Annotated in this window: 12 protein-coding genes; 7 read left to right on the forward strand and 5 right to left on the reverse strand. The window is 62.8% G+C overall.

Annotation, left to right across the window (positions count from 1 at the left end; all coding sequences use genetic code 11):
- Positions 1–208 precede the first annotated feature (208 nt).
- From BLT09_RS20895 to BLT09_RS20910, 4 genes are all read right to left on the reverse strand, one after another.
- A complete protein-coding gene (locus BLT09_RS20895) occupies positions 209–1,279 on the reverse strand; it encodes an ABC transporter substrate-binding protein (RefSeq protein ID WP_091596131.1) in 1,071 nt (356 codons plus the stop codon).
- On the reverse strand, positions 1,264–2,142 hold the full coding sequence (locus tag BLT09_RS20900) for an ABC transporter permease (RefSeq protein WP_091596133.1): 879 nt from the start codon (positions 2,140–2,142) through the stop codon (positions 1,264–1,266). The genes BLT09_RS20895 and BLT09_RS20900 overlap by 16 nt, the downstream gene beginning before the upstream one ends.
- Positions 2,139–3,026, reverse strand: a complete 888-nt coding sequence (locus tag BLT09_RS20905) for an ABC transporter permease (protein WP_091596135.1) — start codon at positions 3,024–3,026, stop codon at positions 2,139–2,141. Before BLT09_RS20905 ends, BLT09_RS20900 begins: the two co-directional genes overlap by 4 nt.
- Before the next feature lie 84 nt (positions 3,027–3,110).
- Positions 3,111–4,394: an NAD(P)/FAD-dependent oxidoreductase gene (locus BLT09_RS20910; RefSeq protein WP_091596138.1), complete on the reverse strand. Its 1,284-nt coding sequence runs from the start codon at positions 4,392–4,394 to the stop codon at positions 3,111–3,113.
- Between the two features lie 260 nt (positions 4,395–4,654).
- Between BLT09_RS20910 and BLT09_RS20920 the strand changes: the two genes are divergently transcribed.
- The 5 genes from BLT09_RS20920 to BLT09_RS20940 all read left to right on the forward strand — a co-directional run bounded on the left by BLT09_RS20920 (position 4,655) and on the right by BLT09_RS20940 (position 9,996).
- A complete protein-coding gene (locus BLT09_RS20920) occupies positions 4,655–5,812 on the forward strand; it encodes a fumarylacetoacetate hydrolase family protein (protein WP_091596142.1) in 1,158 nt (385 codons plus the stop codon).
- Between the two features lie 255 nt (positions 5,813–6,067).
- Positions 6,068–7,000, forward strand: coding sequence for a substrate-binding domain-containing protein (locus BLT09_RS20925; protein ID WP_027152256.1), 933 nt, complete (start codon positions 6,068–6,070; stop codon positions 6,998–7,000).
- Between the two features lie 119 nt (positions 7,001–7,119).
- On the forward strand, positions 7,120–8,106 hold the full coding sequence (locus BLT09_RS20930) for an ABC transporter permease (RefSeq protein WP_023799448.1): 987 nt from the start codon (positions 7,120–7,122) through the stop codon (positions 8,104–8,106).
- A gap of 3 nt (positions 8,107–8,109) precedes the next feature.
- On the forward strand, positions 8,110–8,904 hold the full coding sequence (locus BLT09_RS20935) for an ATP-binding cassette domain-containing protein (RefSeq protein ID WP_023799449.1): 795 nt from the start codon (positions 8,110–8,112) through the stop codon (positions 8,902–8,904).
- A gap of 69 nt (positions 8,905–8,973) precedes the next feature.
- Positions 8,974–9,996 (forward strand): LacI family DNA-binding transcriptional regulator, encoded by a 1,023-nt coding sequence (locus BLT09_RS20940; RefSeq protein WP_091596144.1) that lies wholly within the window; start codon positions 8,974–8,976, stop codon positions 9,994–9,996.
- Between the two features lie 506 nt (positions 9,997–10,502).
- On the opposite strand, the gene BLT09_RS20945 is transcribed toward BLT09_RS20940, so the two are convergent.
- Entirely contained in the window at positions 10,503–11,084 is a 582-nt protein-coding gene (locus BLT09_RS20945; protein ID WP_091596146.1) for a TetR/AcrR family transcriptional regulator, read from the reverse strand.
- Between the two features lie 263 nt (positions 11,085–11,347).
- Between BLT09_RS20945 and BLT09_RS20950 the strand changes: the two genes are divergently transcribed.
- On the forward strand, positions 11,348–11,605 hold the full coding sequence (locus tag BLT09_RS20950) for a hypothetical protein (protein WP_023799452.1): 258 nt from the start codon (positions 11,348–11,350) through the stop codon (positions 11,603–11,605).
- The gene (locus BLT09_RS20955) at positions 11,599–14,775 is read left to right on the forward strand and encodes an efflux RND transporter permease subunit (RefSeq protein WP_091596148.1); all 3,177 of its coding nucleotides are present in this window, start codon (positions 11,599–11,601) and stop codon (positions 14,773–14,775) included. Before BLT09_RS20950 ends, BLT09_RS20955 begins: the two co-directional genes overlap by 7 nt.
- Positions 14,776–14,786: the final 11 nt, after the last annotated feature.

The raw sequence follows: 14,786 nt of genomic DNA on the forward strand, positions 1-14,786 counted from the left end.
GGCGCTTCGCGGTTCTCCCTTCTCCCCTTGTGGGAGAAGGTGGATCGGCGCGCAGCGCCGAGACGGTTGAGGGGTGCTGGCCGGAGCGCGGTTGTGCCGAGCTGGACCACCCCTCATCCGACGGAGCTGAGCCTGTCCTCGGGCTTGCCGAAGGCAAGACCCGTGGGCTCGGCCACCTTCTCCCACAAGGGGAGAAGGAAGAGCGAACTCAGCCGCCTGCCTTGACCTTCTCGAACATCTTGGCGAGTTCGTCATTCTGTTTCATCGGCCCGGTGAAGACGGTAGTCTTCAGCATCACTTCCGGATCGGACGGCAGTTGCAGCTTTTCCAGTTCCTCCTTCGGCACCGCGGCGAAGGCCGAGCTGTTTGAGCTGCCGTAACCATAGGTCTGAATCAGGTATTTTCCCGAATCCGTCTCCAGCCGGCTGTTGATGAAATCATAGGCGAGGTCGACATTCTTGGCGTCCTTGAGCACGACGAAGCCGCACGACCAGGTCAGCATGCCTTCCCTAGGCTTCATGAACTCGACCGGCACGCCCTGCTTCTTCAGCGAGGTGGCCGACGCGTTCCAAGTCATGGCGGCGACCAACTGGCCACTCGCAAGCGCCTGTTCGACCGAGGTCATGTCGGTGGTGTAGTTGGAGAGCAGCGGGCGCTGCTCGCGCAGTTTTTCAGCCACCTTTTCCATCTGTTCCGGCGTCATGTCGAACGGATTGACACCGGCGAGAAGCGCCGCCACCACCGGCGTGTCGTGGACGGCATCGATCGTCGCCATGCGCCCGGCATATTGCTTGTCCCACAAAAGGTTCCAGCTCGGCTCCGGGTTCTTCACCAGATCGGTGCGGTAAAGGATCGAGGTGTTGCCCCAGTCCCACGGCACCATCCAGACTTTGCCGTCGCCGGCCTGCAGGTCGGGCAGGTTCTTGAAAACCGGAAAGATCGAATCCCAGTTCTTGATGCGCTTGGTGTCGATTGGCTGCAGCAGGCCTTCCTTGTTCCAGCGCGCCACCTTGTCGTAGCAGGGATGCGCGACGTCAGGACGGAAACCGGCCTTGACCTTGGTGAAGGCGTCATCGTCGTCGCCGAACATCGAGGCCTCGACGCCATCGGGGTGTGCGGCGAGGAAGCTCTTGTTGAAGTCGGGAAGTTCGTAGCCCGACCAGGTGAAATATTGCAGCTTGTCGGCCGCAAGCGCGACGGTCGACGAAAGCGCCAGCGCGAAGGCTGCCAATCCGGCTTGGACTGTCTTGCGATTTATCGATTTCAGGTCGAATGCCATTGCAGTTCTCCTCTTTCGGTTTCTTCTGGTTTGGACAGGTTGGCGGGCACTGGCCGCTGAGCGGCGGCGAGCCCGCGATGGCGCAGGATTTCGGCAATTGCCGCGATGACGAAGGACACGGCCAGGATGGCCGTGCCCAGTGCCATGACGGTGGGCAGCGATTTCGGGAAACGCAACTGGCTCCAGATATAAAGCGGCAAGGTCGGTTCGGTACCGGCGAGGAAGAAGGCGACGATGAACTCGTCGAAGGAGGTCAGGAAGGCCAGCATGAACGCTGATACAATGGCGGGCAGGCTGAGCGGCAGCATGACCCGTCTGAATGTCGTCCAGTCGGAGGCGCCGAGATCGAGTGCCGCCTCGTGGATGGTCTTGGGTATAGCGGCGAAGCGGCTTTTCATGATCACCACCGTCGTCGGCAGCGCCACCAATATGTGGCCGAGCACGATCGCGGTACGCGATGGACCGAATCCAATGAGGTTGACCAGGATCAGCAGCGAGATGCCGACGATCACGCCAGGGATCAGGATCGGCAGCCGCGCGATGGCGCTGATCGTGGCGGCAAGCGGCGAGCGGCCAAAAAGATCCATGTAGGACACGGTGATGCCGCAGAGCGTGGCACCGGTGGCGGCAATTGCACCGATGACGAGGCTGTTGGCAAGGGCGCCGGACAGCGCCGAATTGCCGGACAGCGTCGTGTACCATTCAAACGTGAAGCCTTGCAGCGGAAACGCCGCCTGGATCGAATCGTTGAAGGAGAAAAGCGGGATCAGCAATACCGGCAAATACAGAAATACCAGGTAGACAAGGACGTAGGCGCCGAGCCAACTCCCACCTTTCTTAGCGTCTTTCCGCGCCGCGCTCATGTGCGGCTGCCAAACCTGCGGTCGGCGGAACGCACGACCAGCACCACGGCAAGGATGACCAGCATGACGGCAACGGCGAGTGCTGCGCCGAACGGCCAGTCATTTGCCTTGCCGAACTGGGCCTGGATCAGCGAGCCGATCATGGTGCTGGCAGGGCCGCCGACCAGCGCCGGGGTGACATAATCGCCGACCGTCGGCACGAAGACGACGAGAGCCGCCGCCAGCACCCCCGGCATCGAATTCGGCAGCACCACGCGGCGAAAGCTGGTGAACGGTCTGGCGCCGAGATCGGAAGCAGCTTCGAGCAGCGATTTCGGGATCGTGTCCAGCGCCACATAGATAGGCAGGATGGCGAACGGCGCATAGGCGTGAGCCAGCGTGACGACGACGGCGGCCGGCGTGTTGAGAAACGCCAGTGTCGGTTCGGACCAGATGCCGCTTTCGACGAGCGCCGAGTTCAGCACGCCATTGTAGGCAAGCACAATCTTCCAGGCGAAGACGCGCAAGAGATAGCTGGTCCAGAACGGCAGCGTCACCAGAAACAGCAGCAGCCCGCGCCGCCGTCCGGCATGGAAGGCCAGATAGTAGGCGACGGGATAGGCGGTGACGACCGTCGCCAGCGTCACCAGGCCGGCAATGGCCAGCGAGCGCAGCGTTACCGTCCAGTACAGCGGGTCGGATGCCACGGTGATGAAATTCGCAAAAGTGAAACCGGCGCCCAGCAGCGAACCGTCATTGCCGCGAAGGGCGAGGAAAACCACGAGGCCGAGGGCAAACAGGATCAGGAAGAAGGTGACCAGCCCGCCCGGCAGCAGCATGGCCAACCGGAAACCCGTCGAGGACCGGGACTCCGGCAGCGGCTGCCTTGCAACGATGGTCGACATCGGGGTTGCCCATCGAATTTGAAATCACTTAAGAATTTTTCAGAATCGTGAAACTGTCAAGCTGATTCCTGCATAGGCATAAAATCAGCGCTCGAATGCATCCAGCATACGATACCAGGCGATCGTCGCGGCGACGCCGACCTGCCGAAAGACGTGGAATGGGATTGGCCGGATCGGCGAGACCGGGAACGGCAATTGCCTGGCGTCGCCGCTCGCCAGATAGCCAGCAATGCGCTCGCCAAGCGCGGTCATCAGGCCGACGCCACGGCCCTGGCAGCCGACCACGGCCATCAGGCCCTGCTGGGGCTCGTGGATATGCGGGAGGTGATCCGGCGTCATCGCCACCCGGCCAAACCAGCGCTTTTCGATTGCGACTCCGGATAGCGCCGGATACAGCCGGAGCAGCGCGCGCTCGAGATGCGCCCAATCACTTTCGCTGGTCGGCAGCGCCATTCGGCCGCGCCCGCCGAGCACCAGCCGCCCGTCGGCACTCTTGCGGTAATAAACGAGGATGCGACGTGAGTCCGATACTGCTTGCCGTTCCGGTAGAATCCCGGCCGCCAGAACGGGCGGCAGCGGTGCTGTCGCGATCTGGAAGGAGTGCAGCGGAACGATCGTCTCGGCGAGACCGGGAAGCAGGTCGCCGGTGTAGGCATTCGTCGCCAGAATGACCGCCTTCGCCTGCAGTTCGGCGCCGCCCTCCGTCGAGATGCGCCAAATGCCGGCGTTGTAATCGAGGCGCATCACCTTCTGGTGTTCGGCGATCTTCACGCCCGCGGCCGAGGCGATCCGTGCCAGTTCCGACGCATAGGCAAGCGGATCAATCACGCCGGCCCGGCGGTCGAGCCAGCCACCGAGATAGCCGTGCGCGCCAGTCAACGCGGCGATCTCGGTCTGGCTCAGAAGCCGGACATCGGCGCCACGGTTCCGCCACTGCCGGTCCCTGTTCGCCGCCGCCTCCAGCGCCGTCTCAGTGTGCGCTGCCTGGATCCAGCCGTTGCGGACGAACGGCACCGCCAGTTTCTCGTCGCGGATCAATTCGAAGACGGCGTCCGCCGTTGAGGCGGCAAAATTGACGAGGATCTCACCGCGTTCGAGGCCAAAATGCTCCAGCAGCCATTCCGGATCATATTTCAGGCCGGGGATGACCTGACCGCCATTCAGACCCGATGCGCCTTGGCCGATTTCGCCGGCTTCCAGCACCTGCACGGCAAGGCCGAACCGGGCTGCATGCAAGGCTGTCGACAGACCGAGAATCCCGCCACCGACAATGACGACATCGGCACGCTGGCGGCCGGGAAAAAGCGACCGGAACGCAGGGGCCGCCGGCGGCTTCCGCCAGATCGGATCGGAAAACGGTAGGGGCAAGGGTCACCTGAATGTACTTCGTCAAATGAAAATCCTAGTGACGATTTCATGATTTTGAAAGAGCCTTTGATCTCGGCATCAGGGGGGATTGAAGAGGAAGGCGTCCGCCACTGCGAAATGCAGCGCAGGGGCTCGACCGCGAGGAACGGGATAGACCTTTGTCGGGAATTTGTCGAAAGTGCCGCCGCCGCGGCCAGGCTTTTGATGAACCATCGGTCCGCAGCGACGACGCAGAACAAGACAGCAGAGGACCGCAAGCCATGACGAACGCCACCCTCCTGCCCGACGAGGGCCTCTTCATCGGCCGCGCCCGGACGAGCGGAGCATCGCATCCGCTGGTGGTCACGGTACGCGGCGGCACGGTCTTCGACATCACCTCCAGCATGGCACCAACCGTGCGCGACGTCTGCGAGATGCCGGACCCAGCAGGCTACGTCCACGCCGCCGCGGGCGAACCGATCGGATCGCTCGATGCAATCGCCGCCAACAGTTTCCAGGCCGCGCGCGATCCGCAAAAGCCGTACCTGCTCTCTCCGGTCGACCTGCAGGCGGTCAAGGCATCGGGCGTCACCTTCGTCGTCAGCCTGCTCGAACGGGTCATCGAGGAGCAGGCGCGCGGCTCCGCGGAAAAAGCCGACGCCATTCGCGCCGACATTGCCGGGCTGATCGGCCACGATCTGTCGAAGCTCAAGCCAGGCTCGCCGGAGGCGATGGAGATCAAGACCAAGCTGATCCAGCGCTGCGCCTGGTCGCAATATCTGGAAGTGGGCATCGGCCCCGATGCCGAAATCTTCACCAAATGCCAGCCGATGGCGTCGGTCGGCTTCGGCGCCGATGTCGGCCTGCATCCGGTCTCCACCTGGAACAATCCCGAGCCGGAGATCGCCATGATCGTCGCCGGCAGCGGCAAGATCGTCGGCGCCACGCTCGGCAACGACGTCAATCTGCGCGACGTCGAAGGGCGCTCGGCGCTGTTGCTCGGCAAGGCCAAGGACAACAACGCTTCGGCCGCGCTCGGCCCGTTCATCCGGCTGTTCGACGATACCTTTTCCATTGGTGACGTGAAGCAGGCCACCGTGCGGCTGAAGGTCGAGGGCGAGGATGGTTTCTCGCTGGAGGGCGCCAGTTCGATGGCCGAGATCAGCCGCTCGCCCGAAGAACTGGTCGCCGCCGCCATGGGCCCGCATCACCAGTACCCCGACGGGCTGGCGCTCTATCTCGGCACCATGTTCGTGCCGTCGAAGGACCGCGGCGAAAAGGGCAAGGGCTTCACGCACAAGGTCGGCGACATCGTCACCATCTCATCGGAGAAATTCGGCGCCCTGATCAACAGGGTACGGCTGTCTCCCGACTGTCCCCACTGGACCTACGGCGCCAGCCATCTGATGCGCGACCTTGCCAGGGCCGACCTCATTTAGCTTCCGTCCCGCCTGCGCCTCGTCTTCGGCGCCGAGACCGCTTGCCGCAAAAGATATCAGCCAAACTGATGCGATCTGATGGGATGGCTGATGGCGCATCGTCGTGCGCCAACTACCACTGGCAAATGGAGGCTTGCCATTGATCGAAAAAGCGGATGCTCTGATGCATCCAGATCGCCGCTGGCAAGAATACGGTCAGGCTTGCCGTGATCGTCGCCGGAGCTGGAGGACGTTTTCAAAATGGGAGGAAATCAAATGCTGACGAGGCTACGACTATTTGTATTCGGCTTGATCGTGGCGCTGGCGATTCCGGCGGCGGCACAGGCCAAGACCTTCTACTGGATTTCGCATGGCGGCCCGGCCGACCCGGTCTGGACCTACTTCCTCGCCGGCGCCAAGCAATGGGCGACGGACACCGGCAACACCGTCAACACCTCGTTCCACAATGGCGACGTGTCGTCCCAGCAGGAGGCTGTTCGCGCCGCCATCGCGGCGAAGGCCGACGGCATCACCACCACCAGCCCCGACCCGGGCAGCCTTATCGAGCTCGTCAAGGAGGCACGAGCGGCAAACATCCCGATCATCAACTTCAACACGCCCGATCCGAAGGCGGACTTCAACGCCTATGTCGGCGGCGACAACGTCACCTTCGGCAAGAACTGGGCTCAGTATCTGGTCGACAAGGGCCTGGTGAAGAAGGGCGATTTTGTCTGGATGCCTGTTGAAATCCCCGGCGCCACCTATGGCGTCCAGGAAGAAGAGGGCATCAAGAGCGTCTTCGAGCCGCTCGGCATCACCTATGAAATCACCGAAGCCACGCTCGACCAGGCCGAAGCAATCAACCGCATGGTCGACTATCTCACCGCCAACAGGGCCAAGGTCAAGGCGATCATCGGTCTTGGCGACCTGGTGACCGGCTCGATCAAGCGGGTGTTCGACCAGGCCGGCATCAAGCCGGGCGAAATCCCGGTCGTCGGCTGGGGCAACTCGCTCGACACCACCCAGGAGGTGCTGACCGGCTACGTCAATGCCGCGCAGTGGCAGGATCCGCAGGCGACCAGCTATGTGGCGCTTTCGATCGCCAACATGGCCGCCAGCGGCATTCCGCCCGGCTTCGACGTGATCACCGGCGCGCTCTACGAAAAGGACACCGCACAGGTCTACGACGACATCCTGTCCGGCAAATAAAACCGCGATCGGGATGGTCACGGCACGCCTGCCACGATCATCCCCATCATCCCGCTGAGCCTCGAACCGCCTCATGCGGTATCGGGCTTGGCCAGTTCCAACCATGTCGCGGGTCCAACGTGGAAAACAGTTCCATCATCCAACGCTCGATCGCCAGGCCGGAATTCGGGCCCTTCGTGCTGCTTGTCGTCGAGCTCGCGGTGTTCTGGGGGTTCAACCACGACTTCCTGTCGCCGCAGAACATCAGCAACATACTCGCCTTCACGGTCGAGCTCGGCCTGATTGCGCTGGCGATGACGCTGTTGATGACTTCAGGCGAATTCGACCTCTCGGTCGGATCGCTGTTCGGCTTCTCACCCGTCTTGATGTGGACGCTCTTCAACAGCGGCCTCACCTCGCTGGAGGCCGGCTTCGTGTTGGCCTTGCTGGTTGCCGCCTTCATCGGGCTGGTCAATGGCTGGTTCGTGACGCAACTCAAGATTCCATCCTTCCTGGTGACGCTCGGCATGCTGCTGGTGGTGCGCGGCACCGCTCTGTTCGTCACCAGCGGATTTCCGCAACGCACCTGGAGCGCCGAAGGCAGCTGGCTCGCCGAGGCGCTGGTCGGTGATTTCTTCATCGGGCCGTTCCGCATCTATATGTCGCTGTTCTGGTTCATCGCAGCCGCGATCGCACTCGGCTACGTGCTGACGCAGAGCCGCACCGGCAACTGGATCCAGGCGGCCGGCGGCAACCCCAATGCGGCAAGGGCGCGCGGCGTCAATGTCAGCGGCGTCAAGATCGGCCTGTTCATCCTGTCGTCGATCATGGCTTCGCTTGCCGGCGTCATCAGCTCGCTGCGCACTTCGGCGGCCAACCCGAACAGCGGCACCGGCTACGAGCTCGAAGTCATCGCCATGGTGGTGATCGGCGGCACGGCGCTGACCGGCGGACGTGGCACCATCATCGGTACTGTGCTCGGCATCCTGATCCTGCGCGTGATGCGCAACGGCATCGTGCTGATCGGCGTGCCTGGGCTTGCCTACAACATCTTCATCGGCGCGATCATCCTCGGCATGATGGCGCTCCATTCATGGCTGGAACGCCGGCATCAGGCGGGGACTTGAACCATGGCTGAGCCGCTTGTCCGCATGGAAAACATACGCAAGTCCTACGGGCGCGTGCAAGCGCTGGTGGACGCCAATTTCCATGTCAACGAAAAGGAGATCGTCGGTCTGCTCGGCGACAATGGCGCCGGCAAGTCGACGCTGATCAAGGTCTTGTCGGGTGCGGTCCCGCTGACCAGCGGCGACATCTTCATCCGCGGCAAGAAGGTGGACTTGCGCAGCACCAGCGACGCCATCGCCCACGGCATCGAGACGATCTACCAGGACTCCGCGCTGGTCACGCAATTGTCGATCGCGCGCAACCTGTTCCTCGGGCGCGAGCCGATCAAGCCGCCGCGTTTCCTCAACCGTATGGACCAGGAGGCGATGAACGTGGTTGCCCGCGATCTGCTCAAGCAGGTCGGCATCTCGAAGGACATCCCGCCGACCACACCAATCGGCTCACTCTCAGGCGGCGAGCGGCAGGCGGTGGCGATCGCGCGCGCCATGCATTTCGACAGCGACCTCATCATCCTCGACGAGCCGACCAACAATCTCGGCGTCGCCGAGACGCAAGGTGTGCTGAGCTTCGTGCGCAGCGCCCGCGATTCGGGCCATTCCTGCATCTTCATCGCCCACAACATCCACCACGTCTTCCAGGTGGTCGACCGCATCGTCGTCATGCGCCGCGGCAAGGTGGTTGCCGACGATATCGATCCGAAGAACACCAACGTCGCGGAAGTCGAACGGATCATCACCGGCATGTCCGACAAGGAGATCCGTGACGCCATCGTGCAGGGGAAGCAACCACAAGGCTGAGTGGCCAGTTGGAAGCCGGGTTGGCCGTATCTCTGGTACAGGATCACATCGGCTCCTATGACTGCGACTATGAAAGCCACCGTTGCGGACATCGCCAGAAGCTGCGGGCTGTCGACCGCGACGGTCGACCGGGTGCTGAACAACCGGCCGGGCGCCAGCGCCGCCAACCGGCAGCGGGTGATGGAGGCGGCCAAGCAGGTTGGCTATCTGCCGGTCGTGGATCAGGTCACGCTGCCCTCGCGGCCGGCGCATCTCGAGTTCTTCCTGCCGATCGGCTCGAACGCCTTCATGACGGATCTGGCAAATCATATCGAGGACTATGCCGCACGCTTGCCACTTGTCGCCTCCTGTCGGATCCACAAGCTCGCCGGCATCTCGCCGAACGCGTTGCAGGCGGCCGTCGAAAACCTCTCGCTTAGGGCGAACGGCGTCGGTGTCATTGCGATCGATCACCCGAGAACGCGCAACATCCTGCGCGAGATCGTCGAAGCCGGCATCCGCCTGGTCACGCTGGTGTCGGACGTTCCGGGCGCGCCGCGATCGGCCTATGTCGGCATCGACAACCGTGTCGCCGGGCGCACCGCAGCCCTTTTGATGGGACGTTTCCTGGGCGGCCGCACGGGCCATCTGGCAATGATCGTCGGCTCACGCTCCTATCGCGGGCATGAAGAACGCGAAATGGGCTTTCGCTCGGTGCTCAGCGAGGAGTTCCGCAATTTGACCGTGACCAGCGCCGTCGAGATCAACGACGAGCCTGATATCAGCTACACGGCGACGATGAAGGCGCTGCACAACGAGCCGGAACTGCTCGGCATCTATTGCGTCGGCGCCGGACGCTCTGGCGTGGCGAAAGCGCTGCTGGAAGCCAAGCCGCAAAGGAAGCCGGTGTTCATCTGTCACGACCTGACAAGGGCGACACGCGGCTATCTCGTCGACGATCTGCTCGATGTCGTCATCGACCAGAATGCACGGCTGATCGCCGAGCAATCAGTCATTCGCCTGCTCGGCTCGATCGCTTCCTCGGCGCCTTATCTGACGCGGAAATTCATCGAGCCGCGCCTGATCTTCAAGGAGAACGTTCCGGTGCAGTGATGCCACGCAAGCGCCACGGTCGGTCTCGGCGATGGTTAAAATTCGGTTGATACCGCGAATCTGCACATCTGCTATGCATCTTTTGCTATTGCCGAATCATTGGGCAATTGATAGTTTCTCAGGTGTCGGCCATCTACTCCTCCCAGATGCGATGCCGACGCTGAGTGCGGCGCACCTCCTCCCGCGTCGTATTCGAAATCGAGCCCGCTGCCACCTCCTCCCGGCAGCGGGCTTTTTTTGTTCTTGGGTGTCGGGCAAGGCGGCGGCAATCGCCAATGGCTGGTTCGGGCAGCGCCGCAGCCCCATCGGAATCCCGCCACACTTGTCACTCTCACCAATTCGCCATCGGGCCTAGCCTGCTCACAACCAGCAGCGACCGCCGCGCGCAAGAGCGCGGCGACAGACCGGCAACGGAGACGTGAGATGACAGCACATGCCAAGGCAAAAGAGCACTCGCGGCGCGGCTTGCAATGAACACGCCACCGATCGTTTCGCCGCTTGCGAGACTATCTGGCCTTGAACGAGGTGATCAGGCCTTCCGCCATGCGGACAAACTGCGCGCTGGGGCCTTCGGCTCCGACGCTTTGCAGGCTGACACGGGCGCCTTCAAGCAGCAGCGACAATGTATCGGCGAGAAGCTCTGCCTGGCCGATGCCGGCATCCCGACACAGGCCGACGAGGCGGTCGCGCTGAGCCTGCTTGAGTTCCTTGATTACCCGACGGGCCGGATGGTCGGTCTCGCTCAACTCGATGGCGGCGTTGGCCATGTCGCAACCGCGGCCGTCCATCATCAGGCAATCGGCTGCCATCCGAACCCAGGCATGCAGTTGCGCAAGCTTGTCGCCCGGATGCTCCGCCTCGAACTTTTGCCACATCGCGTTGGCGCTGCATGCGGTCGCCCGCAGGCACTCGATGACCAGATCGTCCTTGGACTCGAAATGACGGTAGAGCGTCATCTTGTTGGTACCGGCGGCCTCAGTGATCGCGTCGACGCCGACGCCCTTGATGCCATGCTTGTGGAACATATCCCGTGCCGTCTCCAGGATGCGATCCCGGGGGCGGATGCGTTCCGCAGTGCCGTCTTCCATCAAAACCTCCTTGGTTTCCGGGATTTCCGAAAAATCCCTCGGCACACCTCTTGACTAGGGTGTTACCGGTCTGTAACTTCTAGATGTTACTTACTGGTAACACCCCCATTGCCTCGTGTCAATCTCGCAGGCGCCTGTGAACAGCCTCCGCCAAATCGGCCCAGGCATGAAACTGCGCCCCAGGCGACTTTGGCCGCGAAAAGGAAGACCACCCGATCTGCGGCGGCGTACGCCACAGATCGCCAAAGCCAGGAGCCGCTACGATGTCGCAGCGCAAAGATTTGACGATCGACGAAGTTGTGAAGGATCCGATGATCCGGATGCTGATGCAGGCCGACCGTGTCGACCCGCGCTCTTTCGAGACGATGCTGCGTAGCCTTGCGGATGCGCAAGGCCGCAGCCGCAAGGCGCCGCCTCGTTTCCTGGAGGATTCCGGGCAAAGCCGCAGCCGGCGGCTGTCCAGGGTGGCCAAGGCCTTTGGCCAGGCAAGAGCATCGGGCGAGGCGTGCGTGTCATGGTAAATTTCTTCATCCACCGTCCGATCTTCGCATCGTCGATCGCCATCATCATGGTGCTCGCCGGGACGATCTGCTATTTCCTGCTGCCTGTTTCGCAGTTTCCCGACATCACGCCGCCCCAGGTGGTGGTCAGCGCCAACTACCCGGGCGCCAGTGCGCAAGTCGTGGCCGACACCGTCACGACGCCGCTCGAACAGCAGATCAACGGCGTTCAAGGCATGACCTACATGTCGTCGTCGAGCTCCAATGACGGCTCCTCGACGATCACCGTCACCTTCGAGGTCGGCTATCCCCTGAGCACCGCCGCCGTCGATGTCCAGAACCGCGTCTCACAGGCGGCGTCCTCGCTGCCGGCCATCGTCAACCAGGGCGGCGTGACGATCAAGAAGCAGAATCCGAACTTCGTCCTGATCGTCAACCTCACCTCGCCCGACGGCTCTGTCGATCCGGTCGCGCTCAGCAACCTCGCCTACCTGCAAGTGGTCGACCCGCTGAAGCGCCTGCCCGGCGTCGGCGACGTGCAGATCTTCGGCGAGCGGCGCTATTCGATGCGCGTATGGCTCGATCCCGACAAGCTCGCCAATCTCGGCATCACCGCCGTCGATGTCCAAAACGCCATCGCCGAGCAGAATGTCCAGGTTGCGGCCGGCAAGATCGGGCAGTCGCCGGCGCCGGCCGGCACCGCTTTCGAAATGCAGGTCAACGCGGTTGGCCGACTGAGCGATCCCAAGGAGTTCGGCGATATCATCGTGCGCGCCGATGCCGCGAACGGTTCGCTGGTGCGGTTGCGCGACGTCGCGCGCATCGAACTCGGCGCCCTGCAATATTCGTCGTCGGCGTTCTTCGGCGAGGACCCGACCGTGGTGCTGGCGGTCTACCAGATGCCGGGCTCGAACGCGCTCGATCTGCAGCAGCGCGTCAAGGACAAGATGCAGGAATTGTCGGCCCGCTTCCCCAAGGGCGTCAGCTACGCCATGCATTACGATACGACACGTTTCGTTTCGGCGTCGATGCACGACGTGGTGGTCACGCTCGGCGAGGCGCTGGTCCTGGTTGTCGCGGTAGTGTTCATCTTCCTGCAGAGCTGGCGCACCACGATCATCCCGACGATTGCGATTCCCGTGTCGCTGGTGGCCACGCTCGTCGTCATGTACATGTTCGGCTTCTCGCTGAACATGCTCAGCCTGCTCGGCATGGTGCTGGCGATCGGCCTCGTCGTCGATGACGCGATCGTCGTCGTCGAGAATGTCGAGCGCCAGCTGGAGGCCGGCCTCAAACCGCTGGCTGCGACGCGCGCGGCGATGGCCGAGGTCACCGGCCCGATCATCGCCACGACCGCCGTGCTGATGGCCGTGTTCGTGCCGGTCGCCTTCATACCCGGCGTTTCCGGCCGGCTCTACAACCAGTTTGCCCTGACGGTGGCGATCTCCTTCGGCATCTCCGCCTTCGTCTCGTTGACGCTCACCCCGGCGCTCAGCGCCGCTTTCCTGCGCCACCGCCCGGCAACGCAATTCGTGCTGTTCCGCTGGTTCAACACGGGCTTCGATCGGCTGTCGCATGCCTATGCCAATGGTGTGCGCTTCCTCATCCGCCTGCGCTGGATCATGCTCGGAATATTCGCGGCTGGGCTTGTCGCGACCTATTTCGTCTGGCAGCGCCTGCCCTCGACCTTCCTTCCGGTCGAGGACCAGGGCTATTTCTTCGTGGTCATTCAGTTGCCGGATGGGGCGTCGCTGGAACGCACCGACGCGGTGGCCCGCAAGGCGCGCGACATCCTGCAGAACACGCCTGGTGTCGATATCGTCGGCTCAATCAGCGGCTTGAACTTCCTCACCAGTGCGGCCCAGTCGAACTCGGCGGTGGAATTCGCCATCCTGAAGCCATGGGACGAGCGTGGCCCTGACCAGAGCGCCTCGAAGCTCGTCGCCGACGTGCGCTCGAAGCTCATGGAACTTCCGGAAGCGTTCGCGCTAAGCTTCGATCCGCCTTCGATCCCGGGCATCGGCACGACCGGCGGCTTTGAATTCCAGGTGGAGGACCTGACCGGTCGCGGCAGCGCTGCGCTCAACGACGCGACGCAGGCAGTGCTCGCCGAAGCGCGCAAACAGCCCGAGCTCAACCCGCAGCAATTGTTCTCATCGTTCTCGACCTCGACGCCGCAGTTCAACTACGACCTCGATCGCAACAAGGCGAAGCTGCTCGGCCTCAGCCTGCCCGACGTGTTCAACACACTGCAGATCTATCTCGGCTCGCTCTATGTGAACGACTTCAACCTGTTCGGCCGCACCTTCCGGGTGACGATCCAGGCCGACAAGGATGCGCGTGCGGGTGCGGCCGACATTTCGCGGCTCTATGTCCGCAATGCCTCCGGCGGCATGGTGCCGTTGAGCACGCTCGGCAAGTTGGTGCCTATCGTCGGCCCGGAAACCGTCCCGCACTACAACAACAATGCGTCGGCCCTGATCAATGGCGGTGCCGCACCCGGCTTCTCCTCGGGCCAGGCGGTCGCTGCGATGGAGCGTGCCGCCGCCACGGCGCTGCCGAAGGATTTCGGCTATGAATGGACGGGCATCACCTATCAGGAGCTCAAGGCCGGATCGATCGCCTCGATCGTCTTTGGTCTCGCCATGGTCTTCGTCTTCCTGATCCTTGCCGCCCAATATGAGAGCTGGGCCATGCCCTTCATGGTCCTGCTCGCAGTGCCGCTTGCCCTGTTCGGCGCCTTTGTCGCCTTGCTTATGCGCGGCATGCAGATCGACGTCTATTCGCAGATCGGTTTCGTCATGCTGATCGGGCTGGCGGCGAAGAACGCCATTTTGATCGTGGAGTTTGCCCGGCGCCGGCGCGAGGAAGGTCTCAGCATCGTCGACGCCGCAATGGAAGCGGCGCGCCTGCGGCTGCGGCCCATCCTGATGACCGCCTTCGCGTTCATCCTCGGTGTGCTGCCGCTGATGTTCTCGACAGGTGCCGGTGCAGCCAGCCGCCAGTCGATCGGCACCACCGTCTTTGGCGGCATGGTCGCAGCGACGATCCTGTCGCTGGTGTTCGTGCCGGTCTTCTACGCGGTGATCGAGCAGCTGCGCGAGCGCGGCAGCAAGAGCGAGCCTGTCGCCGAACCGACTGAACCAACTGCCGAACCCGCATTCGAGCGATTGGCCGAAGCGGCCGAATAGAATTGGAGAAT

This window comes from Mesorhizobium muleiense (assembly GCF_900099905.1).
GTDB classification, from domain to species: Bacteria; Pseudomonadota; Alphaproteobacteria; order Rhizobiales; family Rhizobiaceae; genus Mesorhizobium; species Mesorhizobium muleiense.

Excerpts from the sequence above, each read along its gene's own strand:
- BLT09_RS20895 (WP_091596131.1), bottom strand. The coding sequence starts at position 1,279 with ATGGCATTCGACCTGAAATCGATAAATCGCAAGACAGTCCAAGCCGGA.
- BLT09_RS20900 (WP_091596133.1), bottom strand. The coding sequence starts at position 2,142 with ATGAGCGCGGCGCGGAAAGACGCTAAGAAAGGTGGGAGTTGGCTCGGC.
- BLT09_RS20905 (WP_091596135.1), bottom strand. The coding sequence starts at position 3,026 with ATGTCGACCATCGTTGCAAGGCAGCCGCTGCCGGAGTCCCGGTCCTCG.
- BLT09_RS20920 (WP_091596142.1), top strand. The coding sequence starts at position 4,655 with ATGACGAACGCCACCCTCCTGCCCGACGAGGGCCTCTTCATCGGCCGC.
- BLT09_RS20925 (WP_027152256.1), top strand. The coding sequence starts at position 6,068 with ATGCTGACGAGGCTACGACTATTTGTATTCGGCTTGATCGTGGCGCTG.
- BLT09_RS20935 (WP_023799449.1), top strand. The coding sequence starts at position 8,110 with ATGGCTGAGCCGCTTGTCCGCATGGAAAACATACGCAAGTCCTACGGG.
- BLT09_RS20940 (WP_091596144.1), top strand. The coding sequence starts at position 8,974 with ATGAAAGCCACCGTTGCGGACATCGCCAGAAGCTGCGGGCTGTCGACC.
- BLT09_RS20945 (WP_091596146.1), bottom strand. The coding sequence starts at position 11,084 with ATGGAAGACGGCACTGCGGAACGCATCCGCCCCCGGGATCGCATCCTG.
- BLT09_RS20950 (WP_023799452.1), top strand. The coding sequence starts at position 11,348 with ATGTCGCAGCGCAAAGATTTGACGATCGACGAAGTTGTGAAGGATCCG.
- BLT09_RS20955 (WP_091596148.1), top strand. The coding sequence starts at position 11,599 with ATGGTAAATTTCTTCATCCACCGTCCGATCTTCGCATCGTCGATCGCC.